At 69.4% G+C, this 18,815-nt stretch carries 15 protein-coding genes and 2 pseudogenes; 13 read left to right on the plus strand and 4 right to left on the minus strand.

Annotated features, from left to right (window positions below):
* Window positions 1–83 precede the first annotated feature (83 nt).
* The 3 genes from V1460_RS16390 (at window position 84) to V1460_RS16400 (ending at window position 3,168) form a co-directional block, all read left to right on the plus strand.
* Window positions 84–1,136, plus strand: coding sequence for an iron ABC transporter permease (locus tag V1460_RS16390; RefSeq protein ID WP_338674451.1), 1,053 nt, complete (start codon window positions 84–86; stop codon window positions 1,134–1,136).
* A gap of 3 nt (window positions 1,137–1,139) precedes the next feature.
* Entirely contained in the window at window positions 1,140–2,225 is a 1,086-nt protein-coding gene (locus tag V1460_RS16395) for an iron ABC transporter permease (RefSeq protein ID WP_338674452.1), read from the plus strand.
* A 106-nt stretch (window positions 2,226–2,331) separates the two neighbouring features.
* Window positions 2,332–3,168 (plus strand): ABC transporter ATP-binding protein, encoded by an 837-nt coding sequence (locus V1460_RS16400; protein ID WP_338678074.1) that lies wholly within the window; start codon window positions 2,332–2,334, stop codon window positions 3,166–3,168.
* Here the strand turns inward: V1460_RS16400 and V1460_RS16405 are convergent.
* Window positions 3,147–4,094, minus strand: coding sequence for a methionyl-tRNA formyltransferase (locus V1460_RS16405; protein ID WP_338674453.1), 948 nt, complete (start codon window positions 4,092–4,094; stop codon window positions 3,147–3,149). The two genes, V1460_RS16400 and V1460_RS16405, sit on opposite strands and share 22 nt — an antisense overlap.
* Window positions 4,095–4,230: 136 nt before the next feature.
* On the opposite strand from V1460_RS16405, the gene V1460_RS16410 reads away from it, so the two are divergent.
* The 3 genes from V1460_RS16410 to V1460_RS16420 all read left to right on the plus strand — a co-directional run bounded on the left by V1460_RS16410 (window position 4,231) and on the right by V1460_RS16420 (window position 6,753).
* Window positions 4,231–5,577 carry a SidA/IucD/PvdA family monooxygenase gene (locus V1460_RS16410; RefSeq protein ID WP_338674454.1) on the plus strand — a complete coding sequence of 449 codons (1,347 nt, stop codon included), beginning with the start codon at window positions 4,231–4,233 and terminating at the stop codon, window positions 5,575–5,577.
* A gap of 126 nt (window positions 5,578–5,703) precedes the next feature.
* Window positions 5,704–5,985: a hypothetical protein gene (locus V1460_RS16415; RefSeq protein ID WP_338674455.1), complete on the plus strand. Its 282-nt coding sequence runs from the start codon at window positions 5,704–5,706 to the stop codon at window positions 5,983–5,985.
* Window positions 5,986–6,036: 51 nt separating this feature from the next.
* Window positions 6,037–6,753: a PepSY domain-containing protein gene (locus V1460_RS16420; protein ID WP_338674456.1), complete on the plus strand. Its 717-nt coding sequence runs from the start codon at window positions 6,037–6,039 to the stop codon at window positions 6,751–6,753.
* A gap of 146 nt (window positions 6,754–6,899) precedes the next feature.
* On the opposite strand, the gene V1460_RS16425 is transcribed toward V1460_RS16420, so the two are convergent.
* Both V1460_RS16425 and V1460_RS16430 read right to left on the minus strand, forming a co-directional pair.
* Complete coding sequence (locus V1460_RS16425) at window positions 6,900–7,034, minus strand: hypothetical protein (protein ID WP_338674457.1); 135 nt, start codon at window positions 7,032–7,034, stop codon at window positions 6,900–6,902.
* 558 nt (window positions 7,035–7,592) lie between these two features.
* Window positions 7,593–9,383, minus strand: a complete 1,791-nt coding sequence (locus V1460_RS16430) for a serine/threonine-protein kinase (protein ID WP_338674458.1) — start codon at window positions 9,381–9,383, stop codon at window positions 7,593–7,595.
* 258 nt (window positions 9,384–9,641) lie between these two features.
* Here V1460_RS16430 and V1460_RS16435 point away from each other — a divergent pair.
* From V1460_RS16435 to V1460_RS16465, 7 genes and pseudogenes are all read left to right on the plus strand, one after another.
* Window positions 9,642–10,284, plus strand: a pseudogene (locus tag V1460_RS16435) (TOPRIM nucleotidyl transferase/hydrolase domain-containing protein).
* A 116-nt stretch (window positions 10,285–10,400) separates the two neighbouring features.
* The gene (locus V1460_RS16440; RefSeq protein ID WP_338674459.1) at window positions 10,401–11,987 is read left to right on the plus strand and encodes a N,N-dimethylformamidase beta subunit family domain-containing protein; all 1,587 of its coding nucleotides are present in this window, start codon (window positions 10,401–10,403) and stop codon (window positions 11,985–11,987) included.
* Window positions 11,988–12,054: 67 nt separating this feature from the next.
* Window positions 12,055–13,389 carry an LCP family protein gene (locus V1460_RS16445; RefSeq protein ID WP_338674460.1) on the plus strand — a complete coding sequence of 445 codons (1,335 nt, stop codon included), beginning with the start codon at window positions 12,055–12,057 and terminating at the stop codon, window positions 13,387–13,389.
* 467 nt (window positions 13,390–13,856) lie between these two features.
* Window positions 13,857–14,066 carry a hypothetical protein gene (locus V1460_RS16450; RefSeq protein WP_338674461.1) on the plus strand — a complete coding sequence of 70 codons (210 nt, stop codon included), beginning with the start codon at window positions 13,857–13,859 and terminating at the stop codon, window positions 14,064–14,066.
* A gap of 29 nt (window positions 14,067–14,095) precedes the next feature.
* Entirely contained in the window at window positions 14,096–15,040 is a 945-nt protein-coding gene (locus V1460_RS16455) for a DUF4344 domain-containing metallopeptidase (RefSeq protein WP_338674462.1), read from the plus strand.
* Window positions 15,041–15,744: 704 nt separating this feature from the next.
* Window positions 15,745–15,930 (plus strand): annotated as a pseudogene (locus V1460_RS16460) (IS701 family transposase); the annotation flags it as partial.
* A 1,105-nt stretch (window positions 15,931–17,035) separates the two neighbouring features.
* On the plus strand, window positions 17,036–17,782 hold the full coding sequence (locus V1460_RS16465; RefSeq protein ID WP_338674463.1) for a helix-turn-helix transcriptional regulator: 747 nt from the start codon (window positions 17,036–17,038) through the stop codon (window positions 17,780–17,782).
* A 90-nt stretch (window positions 17,783–17,872) separates the two neighbouring features.
* On the opposite strand, the gene V1460_RS16470 is transcribed toward V1460_RS16465, so the two are convergent.
* Window positions 17,873–18,781 (minus strand): squalene/phytoene synthase family protein, encoded by a 909-nt coding sequence (locus V1460_RS16470; protein ID WP_338674464.1) that lies wholly within the window; start codon window positions 18,779–18,781, stop codon window positions 17,873–17,875.
* Window positions 18,782–18,815 lie beyond the last annotated feature (34 nt).

Below are 18,815 nucleotides of genomic sequence, written 5' to 3' on the forward strand. Positions count from 1 at the left end.
CCTGTATCGGACTGGAGGCCTGTCATCGGGATCGAGCGCCTCGGGATCCTGACGAAAAGCCCACGGCAGAGCGGAGGTTGCGGATGCCCGGCACGTCGACTCCCGCCCGCACGGCGAAAGGAGGTCGGGCCGCACTGCTGCTCCCGCTCACCAGCGCGCTGCTGCTCACGCTGTGCGCCCTGTCCATGGCGTACGGAGCGCTCGATGTCCCGCTCGACCAGGTCTGGCACACCCTCGCCGGCAACCCGCCCAACTCCCGGGTGAACGACGTGATCTGGTCCGTACGACTCCCGCGCACCGTACTCGGCCTCGCGGCGGGGGCCGCCCTCGGCCTGTCCGGTGCGCTGATGCAGGCACTCACCCGCAACCCGCTCGCGGACCCCGGCATCCTCGGGGTGAGCGCCGGTGCCGCCTTCGCCGTCGTGCTCTCCGTCGGGGTCCTGGGCCTCGGCTCGGTCTACGGGTACATCTGGTTCGCCTTCGCCGGAGCCCTGGCCGCGAGTGTCCTGGTCCATCTGCTGGGCGGACTGGGGCGCTCGGGCACCACCCCGGTCAAACTCGCCCTCGCCGGTGTCGCCGTGACGTCCCTGCTGTTCTCCCTCACCAGCGCCGTCGCGCTCACCGACCCCGACGCCCTCAACCGCTACCGCTTCTGGTCCGCGGGCTCACTGGCCGACCAGAACCAGCAGGTGCTGCTGCGAGTGCTGCCGTTCCTGCTGGTCGGTGGCGTACTCGCGATCGCCTGCGCCCGCGGGCTCAACAGCCTCGCACTCGGCGAGGACGTCGCCAGGTCCCTGGGGCTCGGCGTCGGCTCGGTCCGCGTCCAGGGAGTCGTGGCCGTCACCCTGCTCACCGGTGGTGCCGTCGCCGTCATCGGCCCCGTGGTCTTCGTCGGCCTGGTCGTCCCACACATCGCCCGCGTCCTCGCGCGGCACACGGGAATCGGCCCCGACCACCGCCGTCTGCTGCCCCTCTCGGCAGTGCTCGCCCCCAGCCTGCTGCTCGCCGCAGACATCGCTGGACGCCTCATCGCCCGCCCGGAGGAGATCCAGGCGGGTGTCCTCGTCGCCTTCATCGGAGGGCCGTTCTTCATCGCGATGGTACGCCGCCGCCGACCGGGACCCGCGGAGCTGTGACCCATGACGACCGACATCGCACCAGCCAGGCGGCGCTTCGACCGTGCGCCGGGCCGACTCACGTACCGGCTGTCCGTCGCACCCGTCTCGGGTGTGCTGCGCCCCCGGCTGCTCATCGTCTGCGTCGCGCTCGGCGCCGCCACGGCCGCGCTGTTCTGGGTCGGCCTCGCCGTCGGGGACACGCCTCTCCCGTTCTCCGACGTACTGCGGGCGCTGCTGGGCTCCGGAGACCCGGGCACCCAGCTCATCGTGCACGAACTGCGCCTGCCCCGTGTGCTGGCCGGGCTGCTCGTCGGTATCGCCTTCGGCGTCTCCGGAGCCCTGCTCCAGACCATGACGCTCAATCCGCTGGCGAGCCCCGATCTGATGGGCATCACCCAGGGCGCCGGCACCGCCGTCGTCGCCTGTATCGTCCTCGGCTGGGATCCCGGCTTCGGGACCCAGGCCCTGGGGCTGCTGGGCGCGCTCACCGCCGCGCTTGTGGTGTACCTGCTGGCCTGGAAGCGCGGCAGTACCGGATACCGGATCGTCCTCGTCGGCGTCGGCGTCGCCTGGATCTGCACCAGTGCCACCGACTACCTCCTCGCGCGCGGCAGGCAGTTCGAAGCCCACGCGGCGCTCGGCTGGCTCGTCGGCAACCTCAACGGCCGTACCTGGCAGCAGATCGGGCCGCTCGCCCTCACGCTGGCCGTGCTGCTCCCCGCGGCGGCACTGCTCGGACGGCTGATGCGTACGCTCCAACTCGGCGACGATGTCGCCCGGGGCCTCGGCACGCGGGTGCAGACCGTCCGGGTGACCGTGCTGCTGTGCTCCGTCGGCCTGGTGGCCTTCGGCACGGCCACCGCCGGCCCGGTGGCCTTCGTCGCACTCGCCGCCCCCCAGATCGCCCAGCGCCTGGCGGGGACGGTGCACCCACCGCCCCTGGCCTCGGGGTTGACCGGCGCCTTCGTCGTACTGCTCTCCGACCTGGCCGCCCGGAAGGTGGTCCCGGGGACGGAGCTGCCGGTCGGGATCGTCACCGGTGTGCTCGGCGCACCCGTACTGCTGTGGCTGCTCATCCGTGCCAACCGTGCCGGCTCAGGAGGCTGACAACGTGTCATCGACGTACGAGAGGCACAGCGGGGCAACGGCGACGCGGACGGCCGAACCGAGTACGCAGACGGGAAGCCCCCGACCGCCCGCGGCGGGACCGGACCTGCGTGCGTCCGGACTGCGCCTCGCCTACGACGGACGGGTCGTCGTGGACGGCCTCGACGTGGCGATCCCTGCGGGCCGTGTGACGGTGATCGTCGGCGCCAACGCCTGCGGGAAGTCCACCCTGCTGCGTGCCCTCGCGCGGCTGCTGAAGCCCAGGGCGGGCGCCGTGTACCTCGACGGACGCTCGGTCCACTCCATTCCCACCCGTGTGCTGGCCCAGCGGCTCGGGATACTGCCCCAGTCACCCGTGGCCCCAGAGGGTCTGACCGTCATCGACCTGGTGGGGCGGGGGCGTTCACCCCACCAGACCTGGTGGCGGCAGTGGTCGGCTGCCGACGAACAGGCCGTGGGTGAAGCGCTGCGCGCCACGTCGATGACCGCGCTCGCGCACCGCGCGGTGGAGGAACTCTCCGGCGGGCAGCGCCAGCGCGCCTGGATCGCCATGGCGGTCGCCCAGGGCACGCCGGTGATGCTGCTCGACGAGCCCACCACCTATCTGGACCTCGCCCACCAGATCGATGTCCTCGACCTCGTCACCGACCTGAACCGCAACCAGGGCCGGACGGTCGTGATGGTGCTGCACGACCTCAACCACGCCTGCCGCTACGCCGACCACATCATCGCCATGAAGAGCGGGCGCGTCGTGGGGGAGGGTACGCCCGCCGATGTGATCACCGCCTCGACGGTCGAGGAGGTCTTCGGGCTGAGCTGTGTCGTGGGGGAGGACCCGGTCAGTGGCGCGCCGATGGTGATCCCGGTCGGCCGTCACCACACGCCGCGGACCGCGGACGGCGCACCGGTGGAGGGCGGGGATCAGGGCCCTGCTGTCAGGTAGCCCCCCATCGTGCGGAAGTAGTCCGACGCGGCGAGTTCCGTACCGTCCTCGGTCCGCACCCGACCGACCACGAGCCCGGGAAGGTGCCCCGAACGCGCCTCGGCTCCGGCGACGATGACGACCCCGTCCCCTTCACGGATGAAGACGCGTCCGGGCGTGCCCCCGTAGCGCCCCTTCGATACGGTCGCCGAGAGGATCCTGATCCGTTCGCCCCGATGGTGTGTGAAGGCGTTCGGGTATGGGTCGGACTGCGCGCGGACGAGGCGTTCGAGCGCTTCTGCGGGCCAGCTCCAGTCGATCCGGCTGTCCTCGAGCGAGCGCTTGTGGAAGAAGCTCGACTGCGAGGTGTCCTGCGGCGTCCATACGGCTCGCCCCGACGCGATCAGGTCGAGGGCGTCGGTCACGATCGGAGCGATCAGGTCCACCGTGCGGTGGAAGAGGTCCGTCGCGGTGTCGGTGGCTCCGACCGGCACCGAGCGCTGGAGCAGGATGTCTCCCATGTCGAGCTCGGTGTTCATCCGGTGCGCGGTGACTCCGACCTCCGTCTCACCGTTGATGAGGGCCCAGATCAGCGGTGAGAAGCCGGCGTACGCGGGCAGCAGCGAGTCGTGGATGTTGAGCGTGCCGTTTGGGGGGAGGCCGAAGATCTCCGGGGGCAGCCAGGTGCGCCAGTTGTTGGCCACGATGAGGTCGGGCGCGGCGCGTTCGATCGCCCGCAGGAGTTCTTCGTCGTCCGGCCGGTTGCGCAGCAGCACGGGCACACCGTGTTTTTCGGCGAGATCGGCCACCGAGTCGCCCCAGATCCTTTCGTAGGCGTGCTCGCTCCTCGGATGGGTGACCACCAGGACGACTTCGTGCCGGGATTCCAGCAGCGCCTGGAGCGTCCGGTGCCCCCAGGTCTGATAGCCGAACATGACGACCCGCATATGAGCCCTCCTCAGCCATTGAAAGGTAAGGCTTACCTTATCTAACATGGGTCTGCTCGGGGGAGTCCGTGTCTCCACTCCGGTGGCACCGATGACCCTTTGGGACCGAGACCCCCTTGGGGGAGGCGATGACGCGATGACGACATTGCACGACGACCGGGAGCACCACCGCGAACACGTCCACGATGTCGTGGGAATCGGTTTCGGACCGTCGAACCTGGCACTCGCCATCGCGATCCAGGAGCGCACCGCGACGACTCCGGGCCTGTCGGGCCCGGAAGGGTTCCGCGCCGCCTTTCTGGAGCGCCAGCCGCATTTCGGCTGGCACCGCGGCATGCTGATCGACGACGCCACCATGCAGGTGTCCTTCCTCAAGGACCTGGTGACCCTGCGGAACCCGACCAGCGACTTCAGCTTCCTTGCCTATCTGCACGACCAGGGCAGGCTCGTCGACTTCCTCAACCAGAAGACCCTCTACCCGCTGCGCATCGAGTTCCACGACTACCTCGAATGGGCCGCCGAGCGACTCGGGCACCTCGTCGAGTACTCCGCGGACGTCGTGTCGGTGCGCCCCGTCGCACACGAAGGCGAGGTCCGCTGGTTCGATGTCCTCAGCCGTGACCCGGCCTCACCGGGACACCGCACGGTCCGCCGCACCCGAGCCATCGTGGTGGCGACCGGCCTTGAGCCGCGTCTTCCCTCGGGCACCGCGCTCTCCGAGCGTGTGTGGCACAACAGCGAGCTGCTGCCCCGAGTCGGCGATCTGCTCCGCTCCGGCACCCCGGTGCGCCGAGTCGTCGTCCTCGGCGCCGGGCAGAGCGCCGCCGAGGCGGTCGACTTCCTCCACCGCAGCTTCCCCGGCGCCGAGATCTGCTCGGTGTTCGCCAAATACGGCTACACGCCGGCCGACGACAGCCCGTTCGCGAACAAGATCTTCGACCCCGAAGCCGTCGACGTCTACTTCGGTGCGCCACCGGACGTGAAGCGGTCGCTCTTCGACTACCACCGGGGCACCAACTACTCGGTGGTGGACATGGACCTGATCCAGTCGCTGTCCCGCACGATGTACCGGGAGAAGGTCCGGGGCAGGCAGCGCCTTCGCATGATGAACGTCTCCCGCATCCGGGAGGTCGACATACACGCTGCCGGCGTCCGGGTGGCCGTCGAGTTCCTCCCGACGGGCGAACGCGAGGTGCTCGCCGCGGATCTGCTGGTGCACGCGACCGGCTATCAGCCGCGGGGACTCGGCGACGACCTCGGCGAGGTCGGCAAACTCTGCCTGCGCGACGAGGAGGACCTCATCGAGGTGGGTCGCGACCACCGGGTGGCGACCGTGCCGAACGTGACCGCGGGGATCTATCTCCAGGGCGGTACGGAACACACCCATGGCCTCACGTCGACCCTGCTGTCGACCACGGCCGTGCGTGCGGGCGAGATCTGCTCCTCTCTCGTCACTCAGGCTTGCGCGCGGCCCTCGCTCTGAGCCCGACTGTCGTCGGTGTCGGCGGCCTTCTCCCTCGTGCCGGGGACCGGTCCCGTACCGCCGCGCTCCGCCGGCACCCTGCTGATGTCGCGCCGGCTGGAGTGACTGCCGGACGACGACGTCCGAGTGCTCACCAAGGCAGCCGCCGCCCATACCGCTGACGGCACGCTCCTGCTGTCGGAGCAGGTCGCGGCGGCGGACCTCGACGGCATCGACGCCGTCCTGCACCACCTTCGGCTCAAGTGCGCGTTCGGCCCCGGTATCCGCGACACCGACCACATCACCGGCCCTGGCGCGGCGTGCAGGTCTGGACGTACGCGCCCGCGAGGACATCGGCTGGGACCACCGGATGTGGCGGCTCGAGCCGACAACGCCCTCCTGATCTGGAGAGCAGACACGATCGGGTGATGTTCGGGGCGGTCGGTCTGTCGAGCGGAATCGGTGGTTACGCGTGGCGACATGAACGTATCGCCATCCACGCTTCGTCTGCGCGCCGCGCTTCCCACCTGTGTCCTCGTCTGCAGCGCCCTCCTCGTCACCGCGTGCAGCGGTGACGAGGGGACAAAGGGCTCGGCGGCGGCACCGACCGCCGACGCCAGCAGTTCTCCCAGCCCTGGTGACACCTCCGAGGACAACGGCAACCTTGCCGAACTCAAGGCTCTGCTCCCCGCAGCCAAGATCACGTGGGACAAGGCGGCGAGCATCGCGGTCGGCGAGGTCTCCGGGAGCGAACTGGTCGAGATCGACCTGACCCGCTTTCAGCGGGGCAGCACCGTCAGCCCCGCGCCGAGCCCCGGCAGCCCCGAGTGGGCCGCCGACGTGGCGACCGCGGACGGCACCGTGCACCGGGTCCTGGTGGACGCGGTGTCCGGCCAGGTGCTCCAGTCCGAGCCGGAGACCGACCAGGACGCCGACGACAAGCGCGCGGTCGCCGGGATGTTGGCCAAGGCCCAGGTCACCGCGGAGCAGGCGGTCAAGACCGCGACCGACAAGCAGCAGGGCACCGTCACCGACGTCCATCTGGACAGCGGTGACAACACCCCCGTCTGGTCCGTCGACATCGTCAACCAGAACGACTGGCGCTTTGCGAACGTCGACGTCGACGCCACCAGCGGCAAAATCCTGCGCGCTCAGGTCAACCAGATCGAAACGGACCACACGGAGAACCAGGGCTGATCGAAGCCGCCGCGAAAGCACTGTCGGGAATGGCGAAGCTCCTGACGCCAGGTGGCTGATCTCGATTGCCACCCCGGTGTCAGGGGCTTCGCTCTTGCGCTCGTCCATCGCCCGAATCAATCTCGGGAAAGCGCGAACCAAGTCGTTCACAGAATGATGTGCAGGTAGTAGTCGCCGACGAATTCCTCGGTGTTTTCGATACGAACGTATCCGCGAGCCCCTTTGCGGTTGCCGGTACCGCCCGTGATGGCCACGTCGTACGGGGTGGCGTCCGAGTCCAACTGCGCATGCTCCCATGTGATCTCACCGTTGGGGAGGGCGTAGCTACCCCGGCAGAGGGTGGGGTGCCGGCGTCACGCTCGCGGTGACGCACGTCGTAGGGTTGACCGTTGTGAAGGAGGCCCCTCGGTGGCGAAGGACCGGCCGCCGACGGCGTGGCCCATTCCTCTGCATCGGGCAGGAACGTCGGACTTCCGGTACCCGCCGTCTCGAGGTGGATGACAATGGTGCGGTCCTTGCCTTTTCCCCGGTCCAGAGTGGTGAGGTCCTCTCTCGCGGACGCGGAACCCGTGAGGCACGAGAGGGCGAGTACGGCTGCCGCTGCGAGGCGCTTCGAACGGGGACGCATATTTCGTCACCTGCCAAGTGGCTGCACTCGGTTGGCTGCGCCGCATTCCCTTGTGCGTGACGTCATGTCCGTTGATTGCGTGTGCCGCCGTATGGGTTCACCCGCCCGGCCGCTGAGATGAAGATAGGGGAATCGCGTATGCATCTCGACAACCCGATGATGTGTCGAATGATCGGCCGGGGAGAATTCGAAAACCCGGACGCCGAGCGCATCAGGGGCGGGCATCGGCTCTCCTCCACCGCAGCGAGCGCCGTTGCCGTACCTCGGTGACGGAGGACCCTGCGATCACCAAGCCCCATGCGACCGAGTACACAGCGGTCTGCGGGGCCGTGTCGAAGGCCAGCCAGCCGATTCCGAGCCCGGCCAGGGTGAGACCGCAGACGCCCCCGACCACCGATCGATGGCGTGGATGCAGGGCTCTGGCCAGGCAGAGCACCGCGAGCAGCAGCACGGGCAGGCCCAGCGCCTCATGGCCGGCGTACTCGTCGTAGTAGTAGCTCGTCTCGCCCGACGCGGAGCTGTAGGTGTCGTCGTAGTTCTTCTCGAAGACGCTGTCACCATACGAGTCCTCGGGAAGCTCCGTGTACGAGCCGTCGTCCGGGTTGTAGGAGTAGAGGGTGCTGTCGAAGTCCGACTCGGAGACGGAGGTGTAGTCGTACCCCTCGCCGCGGCCACCGGCCTCGATGCCCGCGAAGACCAGCCCTCCGGCGCCCCACCACAGCAGGGCGGAGGTCAGGGGAAGCCAGCGGCATGCGCCAAGACCGAGCACGGTGGCGGCCACCCATGCCACCGCGTAGGCGGGTTCCGCGATGGCGAGCGCCGCGAAGCCGGATGCGAGGATGCCGAACGCCCCGACCACGCGGTCGTAGGGCACTGACCATCGGCGCTTGGCGGTTGCCGGTGCGACACCTGCTACGACCGTGTCCGCAGTCGTCGGTGTCGCACCGGCGCTTCCCGTGCCCGCGCCCGCGATCGCCGCGTTCGGCGCGTAGGCCGGCGGCACGGGGAGCACGGTCTCCGGTGACACTCGGGCCAGCGGGACCGCCGTCCGCGTGGGCGCCTGCGCCTGGGCTTCGGTGGGAGCCGTCTCCGTATCCGTATCCGTCTGCACCGGTCCGATGGCCGCGGTACGCGCCGCCGCAGGGCGGCGCTCCAGGGCTTCGGTCAGCGCCAGCCGCATCTCGGCCGCACTGGCGTACCGCTGCTCGTAGCCCTTGGCCAGCGCCCGCAGGACCAAGGCGTCCACCTGCGCGGGGATCTGGGGGCGCAGCAGCGACGGGCTGAGCGGTTCCTTGCTGAGGTGCTGGTTCATCACCGCGAACGGCGAGTCTCCGATGAAGGGGGGCCGTCCCGTGAGGAGCTCGTAGAGCAGGCAGCCGGTGGAGTACACGTCGGAGCGGCCGTCGACGAGCCGGCCCTCCAACTGCTCAGGGGAGAGATACGCGGGGGTTCCGACGGCCATTCCCGTCACGGTCAGCCGGGTCGAGGTCTCTGCGATGACTTTCGCGATGCCGAAGTCCAGGATCTTCACGTCGCCGTCGGAGCTGAGCATCACATTGGACGGCTTGATGTCCCGATGGACCAGCCCGCGTCCATGGCTGTGGGCGAGGGCGTCGGTGATGTCCCGCACGACGGCGAGTGCGCGCTCGACCGCGAACGGACCGTCGGAGAGCAACTGCGCCAGGGTGCGGCCCTCGATGAACTCCATGACCAGGAACGGCGTGGTCTCACCCTCCTCGCCGCTCTCGGTGTCCTCGCCCACGTCGTGGAGGACCGCGATGCCCCGGTGGCTGAGCGAGGCGACCGTACGCGCCTCGCGGCGGAAGCGGTTGCGGAACTCCTCGTACCGGGTGAGTTCCGGCGGCAGCACCTTCACGGCGACACGACGTGCGAGCTCCCGGTCTGTCGCACTCCAGACCTCACCCATCCCGCCGCGGCCCACTGTCTCCACCAACTCGTACCGCTGCGCGAGTACCCGCACCCGTTCGCCCCCATTCGGCATGCCGCCACCCGGACCGTCCCAGCCGTCCGCTGAGGCCGGTGGCCGGTGGCCGGACGCCGGAAACGCTAACGGAGCAAGCGCCCCACTGTGCGCTCTATGCGATCAATGTCCGAATGTCTTGCGAGCTGATGATTTCTGCTCGACTGTGATTCGCTCTGCGGCCCAGCCCGGCCCGCGCTCTGCCTTCCCAGCCTGAAAACCCATGTGCACGGTTGATCCCCGCCGTGCCAGCATGAACGCCGGGGGAAGCGAGGTGGCATGGACGAGTCGAGGCGATTCCGCCGTGTCCTGGCCGCATGGGCCGCCGGGGGAGCGGACGCGGCCGCGTCCGCATCGGCGGCGCGGGAACTGGCTCGCGGCGTACGGACGGTCGTGCTCGTCGAAGGAGGCAGCGATCAGGCCGCGATCGAAACGCCGAGGCCGTGACCTCGATGCGGAAGGCATCGTGGTCGTACCACTCGGCGGCGCCACGAACATCGGGCGCTTCCTCGACGTGTGCGGCCCACCCGGGCTTGGCCTGCCCGTCGCCGGGCTCTGTGACATCGGCGAGGAACGCCACTTCCGGCGCCACCTGGAAAGGGTCGGAATCGGGTCCGGTCTCACGACCTCCGGATTGGAGGCGCTCGGGTTCCGCGTGTGCGACGCGGACCTGGAGGACGAACTGATCCGCGCCCTGGGAGCCGAGGGCGTGCGGCAGGTGATCGAGGCCCAGGGCGAGATCCGTCCCTTCCGCACCTTCCAGGGCCAGCCGGCCCAGCGGACCCGCCCCATCGAACACCAACTGCGGCGATTCATGGGTACGCACAGCGGACGCAAGGTGCTCTACGCCCGGGCACTGACCGCGCATCTGGATCTCGGTCGCGTACCCCGGCCGCTGGATCTCCTGCTCACCCACCTCTGACACCGCCCCGACCATGAGTACCGCCGGGCGCGCCGAGACGGGGCCGATGCCGGGAGCAAGCGGACCGCTGCACTACAACAGGAGGAGAGCACGGGGCCGAGCGGCTGAGGAGTGCCATGGCTCAGCATGATGGCGGAGTTCCCGGAGCGGTGGGCCCGCGGTCCCCGGAGCGCAGGCGGATACTGGGACTCGCTGCCGCCGCTCTCGTGACGGCAGGCCACCGAACGCCTTCCACCTCCGTCGTCGACTCCCGCGAAGATCGAGGGCAGGCGTTCGATGTGGGGGAGGAGAACCGCCGCCCCGGAGCCTCCGACTGGCGCATCGTCCAGCCGGGCCCACCGCATGCCATCGAGGGGTTCGCCGAGCAGGCGAGTGTGCCCGCCGGCCGGCCTGCCGCTCTCCGCGTCTCGACCACGGCCGCCACCTTCACGGTGTCGGCCTACCGGATGGGCTGGTACGGAGGTGCACTGGCCCGTCTCGTCTGGCGCTCGGGAAGGCTCCGGGGCAACGCCCAGACTCCCCCGTCGATCGCGGAGGGGACGAGGACGGTGCGCTGCGACTGGCGGCGCACGCTGGAGGTGGACACATCCGGCTGGCCGGAAGGCTGCTATCTGCTGAGACTCGACGCCGGCGAAGGACAAGGGCAACGCTATGTGCCGCTGACCATCCGCTCCTCGTCCGCGGCGGGCCGGGTGATGGTGGTCAACTCGGTCGCCACCTGGCAGGCGTACAACACCTGGGGCGGCATCGACCTCTACAAGGGCGCCGACGGCAAGAAGAAGTCGCGTGCACTGGCGGTGTCCTTCGACCGCCCCTACGCCAACGCGTACGGCGCCGGTCAGTACTTCGTCTACGAGGCACCGCTCGTCGCGCTGGCGGAGCGGATGGGCCTGCCGCTCGCCTATGCCACGGGAGTGGACATCGCCCGTGAGGCGCGGCTGCTCGACGGCGCCGTGGCCATGCTGTCGCTCGGGCACGATGAGTACTGGTCGCCCGAACAGCGACAGCACGTGGCCGCGGCACGGGACGGAGGAATGAACCTGGCCGTGCTCGGCGCCAACTGCTGCTACCGGCGGATCCGGTTCGAGCCCACGACCGTCGGCACCGACCGGCTCGTGGTCTGCTACAAGGATGACTACGCCGAGGACCCGGGATTCCGCCAGGGGCTGCCACCCACCAACGACTACCGCCGCAAACCCGCTTCGGAGCCGGAGAGTTCCCTGCTCGGGGTGCTCTACGACGGCTACCCCGTCGATGCGCCGCTCGTGGTCTCCCACCCGGACCACTGGCTGCTCGAAGGATCCGGCACCCGACCGGGTGACTCCTTCCCCCACCTCGTCGGTGTCGAATTCGACCGTGTGAACCCGGCACGTCCCACGCCCAGGCCACTGGAGATCCTCGCCCATTCACCTGTTGTGTGCAAAGGGCGTCCTTCGCACGCCGACATGGCCTACTGCTCGCTGAACGGCGGCGCCGGCCTCTTCGCCACAGGCACCATGCGCTGGGTCGAGGCACTGAAAGCGACCGGGCAGGGCAGCAAAGGCGCGAACCACGGACTGGACGGCCGCGCCGGCGACTTCACCCGCACCGTCACATCGAACCTCCTGCGGGCATTCGCGCGAGGACCGGCCGGGCGTACCAACCCGGCATTGGACAACGTGGGTGACCACTACGGCCCCGACGGCGCGCCGATCGCCCCGTGACACCGCCGCGGGACCGCATCACGCTACGGTCGCACTTGTTCCCTTACCTCTCATCCGGGGGTGTGCGATGCGCCGACTCGCCGTCGGGCTGGCCCTGTTGTCCTCCCTGGCCGGCGCGCCCTTGCTCCCGGAGCAGTCCGGCTCCACCGCCGAGCAGGAGGTCCAGCCCGCCGGCCGCGGCACGAACATCCTGATCGTGGGCATCGACAGCCGCGCCGGCCTGTCCGCGGACGAGAAGCGGCGGCTCCACGTCGGTGGCAAAGGGTGCGAGTGCACCGACGTCATGATGCTCGTGCATCTCTCCGAGGACGAACGCCGCGCCAGCATCGTCTCCATCCCCAGGGACAGCTACGTCCAGTACGCGACCCCGGCCGGCTCCACCGACCCCGGCCCCTGGGCGAAGATCAACGGCGCGTTCAAGATCGGCCGGGGCCCGCTCGCCGTACGCACCGTCGAGAAGGCCACCGGTCTGCGCGTCGACCACTACCTCGAAACCGGGTTCACCGGTTTCGAGCAGACGGTCGACGGCCTCGGCGGGGCGACGGTGTGCACCGACAAGCCACTCAAGGACGAGAACTCCGGCCTCGACATCACCGCGGGAACCCACCGCCTCGACGGCAACGGCGCACTGCGCTACGCCCGGGCCCGGCACATCAACCGCCCAGGGGACCTCGGCCGTGTCCGCCGCCAGCAGCGCCTGCTCGCCTCCATGCTGGAGGACCTGACCGTCCGGGGCGCTCTCGCCGACCCGGTGAGCACCGCGCGAACGGCCCGGACCCTTCTCCAGTCCGTACGCACGGACGAACGGACGAGTCTGACCGACCTGGTCCGCATCGGCTGGGCACTGGGCAGAATGTCACCCGCGCAGACCGAGTTCGCCACCGTACCGATCTCCGACTTCGACCACCGGGTGGCAGGCGTCGGCTCCACACTCCTGTGGCACAAGGCCCGCTCCCGAGCCCTCTGGGAGGCACTGAGCGCCGACCGGCCCATCACCGGTGACACCCGTATCCTCCCCGTCCCCCGCACCCGCGCCGAGACGAACCCCGCGGGAATCAACGTACGGGTCGACGACGCCACCGTCGCCGCAGCGCTGCGCCGCAACAAGTTCGTCGTGACGGACACCTCCGCGTCGGCCCCGGCCGCACGCCCCGCAGGACCCCCGGTCATCACCTACCCGGCAGGGCAGGAGGCGGACGCCGCCACACTGGCCGCAGCCCTCCCCGGAGCACGGTTCAAGGCGGACCCGCGGCCCGGGGACGTCTTCGACATCCTCGTCGGCTCCGAGCCCGTCGTGGTCAGGAAGGTCACATACGACCGCAACGTCGCCGAAGGCGCCCCCGTCACCGCCGACCACCTGCGCTGCGGCGGCACCACCACCACGTCTGCCCTGCGTCACTGACGCCTGAGGAGGCCGGTCGTTCTGCGTGGGGCATGCCGTCGGCGTAGGCCGAGGGCCCGCATCCCCACGCGGCGCGGGTCGCTTCCACGCCGTAGCCGTGTGTGCGTGTGTGGGTGTGGACCAACCAGGCACGTGTCCCCGGCACACGCGGTGAGCACACCTTCGTCGCCGTCGCCACCGACTCGTGTGGCGCGACCGCGACGAGGGCACTCGTCACCGTGACCGTCAAGCCGTGGCACCGTCCCCTCCCCGGGCGGCCTCGCACGGGGTGACCCGAGAGGAGCGTTCATGGAGCGGAAGGGCGAGGCACGCCATGTGCCCCGCCCTTCCGCTTCCCGGTGTTCTCCGAGCCCCGCTCTGTACGCCGGTCAGGGGACCGTGTGCGGGTCCGGGGCCCGGAACCGTCCCTCCGGCCTGAGTCGCCGCCACAATTGCGGCACAGAGCAACCGGCGGACGGTGGAGGCGAATGATCGACACACCCGAGGCGGCCCCGACGCCCTGTCGTGTCCTCTTCGGGCAGCCATGGGGCCTCTCCACTCTCTTCCTGACCGAGATACGGGAGCGCTTCATTGACTACGGCATGCGCGCTCTGCTCGTGGTCTGCCTCGCCGCACCGCTGGGTAATGGCAGCCTCGGCTTCCCGGCGAACACAGCCATCGAGGTAGGACACCACTGAGACACTCCGACACGGAAGAGAGCCCACCAGTGCCAGCCACGGCCAAGTCCGCCATCGGCCTCACCTGCGCGCTGCTCGTCACGGGTTCAGCGGCCACGGCCTGCGGAGGTGTGGGCGAAGCCGCCACGGACGGCAAGGTCACGGTCGTCTACCAGGACGCCACCAGCCCACCCGAAGAGCGCCAGACCGTGGCAGTGGTACGCAAGTCCGGCGTGCTCGAACAGCTCGCCGACTGGGTGAACACCGCCGTCGCCCTACCCCACGACCTGATCGTGAAAGTCACGCCCCAGGTACCGCCCGGAGTCACGGACGCGGTCACCCAGCCCGACGGGCGGACGATCTACCTCCCGCCGCGGTTCCTGAAGCAGATCCATGACGTCCTCGGCAAGGTGACCAAGACCGTCAAACGCCCCGCTCTGCTTCCGGAAGCCGACTACAACGCCGACGACCTCACCGCACAGTCGACCCAGTTCATCTTCGGTCACGAGATGGGCCACGCGCTGCAACGCCAGCTTCTGCTCGCCAACCTCGGTCTCGAGGAGGACGCCGCGGACGGCTTCGCGTCCTTCTACACCGTCAACGAGGTCGGACCCGCCCCCTCACTGGCGACCGCCGTCCTCTTCGACGAACTCGCCCGCGAGGAGGGCGAACTGACGCTGGAGGGATTCTCCAGCGATCACCCCGTCACGCAGCAGCGTGTCTTCAACTTCCTCTGCTACCTCGAAGGGAGCGATCCCGGGAAGTACCACGCCCCCCTGGTCGACACCGGCTATCTGCCCAAAACCCGGGCACCGTTGTGCCCGCAAGCCTGGGCCATGCTCGACTACGGCTGGTGGACCCAACTCGAACCGCACTTCGGAAAGGGCTTCAAGACCAAGGGAGGCCGGTCCCAGGAAGAGGCGCGTGAGCACCTGGTCGCGGAGACGAAGGCTCTCGCGGAACAACTCGACGAGCTCCGCACCGGGCAGACCTGATCCGATCAGCAAGGTCCCGCTCCGGACCGAGCACCCCACCGCAGACTACCGCGAAGGGCCGGTGCCGCCCTCCGGTCTCAACGCGCCTGACGGGCCGGAGACCGTTCCCACGCCCAGAGCCGACGCCTGAGACTTCCCAGCGGGGAGTGGTGCGCCTCGGCGAGTTGAGTCGGCTGATCACGCCCGCTTCGGCGAGCCTTTCCAGGGCGAGGTCCAGGTCCTCACGCACCGCCGCACGATCCTGTTCGCCCATCTCGCCCATCTCGCCCATCTCGGCCATGAGGGAAACGACTTCCTCGAAGGCCGGTCGCTGCGAGGTCGGGACGCCGCGCTCGGCCGCCCGCTTGGCCACGCGAACGCTCACCATGCACACCGCGGCCACGGATACCAGGCCGGCACAGAGCAGCCAGCGCCACGGTGAGCCAGTCGTGGCGGCGGCGACCGCGACCAACCCGGCGGACACCGCAGCGAACGCCGTCTCGAGCGCGGCGAGCACCACCTCTTGCGGTGTCGCCCGCAGCCCACCGGCCCGTGTCCGGCGCCACTCTGCGGCGCGCGGGGCCGCGTGCGCCGCGGACACCAGGCCGGCCGTGCCGGACAGCCAGAGCTCGGCCTCCCCGTACTTCACGGTCAGGATCACCAGCAGGGGCAGGGCGAGCGGTGCGAACAGGACCAGAAGCCAACCCGCGCCCCGCGCGTGGTCCTTGGCCAAGCTCCGCTGGCGGATCGAGCACGACTACCGGGAGATGAAGCAGGCCCTGGGCCTGGCCCACTTCGAAGGCCGCACCTGGGGCGGCTGGCACCACCACGTCACCCTCGTCTCCGTCGCGCACGCCTTCTGCACCCTGCAGCGACTGGCCCATGCCCCAAAAGACACGGCGCCGGCCTGAGCCTGTACCAGGTCGTCCGCGAGCTGCAGACACTCCTCGCAACCTGGACCGGCGCCTGCCCCACCTGCCACCGCGGCATACCCACCCGCGCACCAACCTGACCAAGCACTACTAGCACCACGGGGATTTGCGTTCGCGCGGCTCAGGCGCCCCCCGACGGTTCAGGCCACCTCGACGGTCATGACGTCGGCGCCCCGGCATGGTGCTCCGTCGCGTCCCGCGAAGGTGCGGACCATCGGGAGCGGGCTGGAATCCGGATCCGACGAAGTAGTCCACGTAGACCCTGAACAACTCCTCGTCCACGACCGGGCTCGATCCCTGTGCCTTCCAAGGCGCGCCGGGTGGCCGTCGTGTCGAAGACGAGCCCTCCTTCAGTCCCGTCTTCGCCGCGTTCCACGAGGAGCAGATCGCACGGCACGCGCTGCGGTAGCGGGTGGTCGCGGTACGCGCGGTCGAATCAGAGGTGGCCGACTACAACAGGGCGTTCACCGAAACTGAGATCTATCAGGCGCCTTGGTGTTGGACGGAGTGCCGTGGCCGTGCTCGCCGCAGAGGTGGCCGCCCGACTCAAGCGGCTGAACGGTAGCGGGGCGAGTCGCTCCCCAGGGCTCGTCCTTTCCCAGCGCAGCGGCATTGCAGGAGTCCCTCCAGATCTCGTGAACGCGACGCCATGGCGCCGACCTGCATTGCGATGCAGGCCGGCGCGGATGCGGCCGATGACCTGACGGGCCTGTTGAGTCGTGCACCTTCAACTGCCACGTCAAGACCCCCGTAGCCTGACGTGACGGCTTCCATCAGAATCGACCGCGGTACTGCGGCATGCGGCGACGGAGTGAACGAACTCCCGCCGATGCGTGCTGGTGGTGGCCTGTTCGAGACACCGCCAGGCGATCTGCGACGTGAATGATCCTGCTGCACAGGGCCTTCCTTGTCAACAATTGTGGTGAAGGTGCCCGTCGGGTGGCCGCAGCCTCCGGCTGCGCAAGATGTCGCCGCCATTATTGTTGCGGTGTGCGTGACTTGGCTGGTCGGGGCGGGTAGCCTCGAAGCGGCCGCGCGTATGCGGTCGGTCCTCGCCGCCCACGAACCAGGAGACCGTACGGCCATGGATGCCGCCCCTGATGCAGCGCAGGCGGATGATCTCGCTCAGGTCATTGCATCGATCGACGAACTACTCGCGGTTCTGGGCCTGGACGGCGACGTCATCGAGCTTGACGACATCTCCCACAGGACCGGCATCCCCGTCGACCGAGTGCGGACGATGCTCCGTGGCGGACAGGTGGAGCCGAGAAGCCTTCCGGAGATCTTCCAGCAGCGGCTCGTCTTCCTCCGCGAGACGCGCCTCAAGCCCGGAGGCAAGCAGTACAGCCACGACGAGATCGCCGCGGGCGCGGGTATCTCCCACGGCCAGGTCGGCTACATGCTGCGAGGCGAGCGCATGCCGGGCCTCAAGGTCCTCGGAGGCCTGGAAAGGTTCTTCGAGGTTCCGCCAGGCTTCTTCACCGCGGGCGACCGCGATGCGCTGTGCAGGGCGTTGCAACCGGTACACGACAGTCTCACCCACACAGCTCTACTGAAAGGCAAGGGCATCACGCAGTTGGCCATGCGCAGCAGCGCGTCCAACGCCACCCCCGGCAGGCTGGGCGACGAGCTGCGCGCCGCGCTCACCTTCGCGCTGAACCAACCGGACCCGGGGCGGGACGACCCAGAGGTCCGCGAGCTCACCGACACGATGCTGGCCCTCACCCCCAAGAGCAGGCGCCGAATCCTTCCGCTGATCCAAGGTGTGCTGGGGCTCGTGCGACCGGACCCCGAGCACCCGGGCGACGACACCGGGCCCAGGGCACGCTGACCTGCCGCCCTGCTGAAAGGCGGCGCCGAACGGCCGAGCCATGCCCTGGGCGTTCGATGGGCAGCCGCCCGGCGGGCGCATGGAGGCGTGCTACTTCATGACGCGGGCAGCGCGGTACTCCCGTGCCAGCAGGCGAAGCGCCCCGGCGACCGGTATCCGGGGGGACTTGCGGAGCAGCGCGGGACCGGCCTCCTCCACCAGGCGCAATCGCAGCTCCTGAAGGGACACCAGAGTCCTCATGAACGGCCTGTTCCGTGGTTCCACCAGTTCCATCAGATGACGCGACTCGGCAAAGCGCGGGCGGGCCAGTGCCACCTGATGCTCGACGAGTGCACGGACGCGGTCGGGGGCGGGCTCCTGCTCCAGTCCGGCGCGTGACAATCCGTACTGCGCGAGGGCTGTCAGCGGAATGCCGATGCGGCCGTCGCGCAGGTCATCGGCTAGGTCTTCCAGGAAGTCGAGCCGTTGGCTCGCCTCGATGAACGTGCGGCACCCGCTCGTGTAGGCGTCCTGCCCCGATGCGGGGCCGATCAGGCCGGCGATGACCATGAAAGCAGGGTGTGAATAGGTGTCGACATAGCGCTGAAAGGCGTCTTCTGTCGCGAAGCTCTCCCACCTCACCTCTGCAGGGGCGCCCGCGAGGAAGTCCTTCGCATACCCGCGCAGCCCGGGGCGCCGCCCCACGGTGTCGACCAGCGCTCGAAGCACAGGCTCATCGGTGGAACCGCTGTCCAGGGCCGCACGCACCCGCTGCTCCCAGTCCACGAGGGCCGCGAGCCGTTCGACCGGGGGGCCTTGGTCGATGAGGTTGTCGGTGTGGTGCATGAACGCCGTGGCGGCGATGACATCAGGGATGGCCGAGGCCGGCAGCAGCAGCCGCACTGCCACGTACTCGGCTCGCGCGAAGCGGGCCACCAGCCGGCGTTGCTCGGTGAAGTCGTGGCGAAGCAGGGACTGCGTGACTCCTGCCTGATCGAGGGTGCTGGACCACGTTGGCACGACGTGCTCGCTTCCTTCGTAGGGGTCTGGGGTG

The sequence above is a fragment of the Streptomyces sp. SCSIO 30461 genome, assembly GCF_037023745.1.
In the GTDB taxonomy this organism is placed as follows: Bacteria; Actinomycetota; Actinomycetes; order Streptomycetales; family Streptomycetaceae; genus Streptomyces.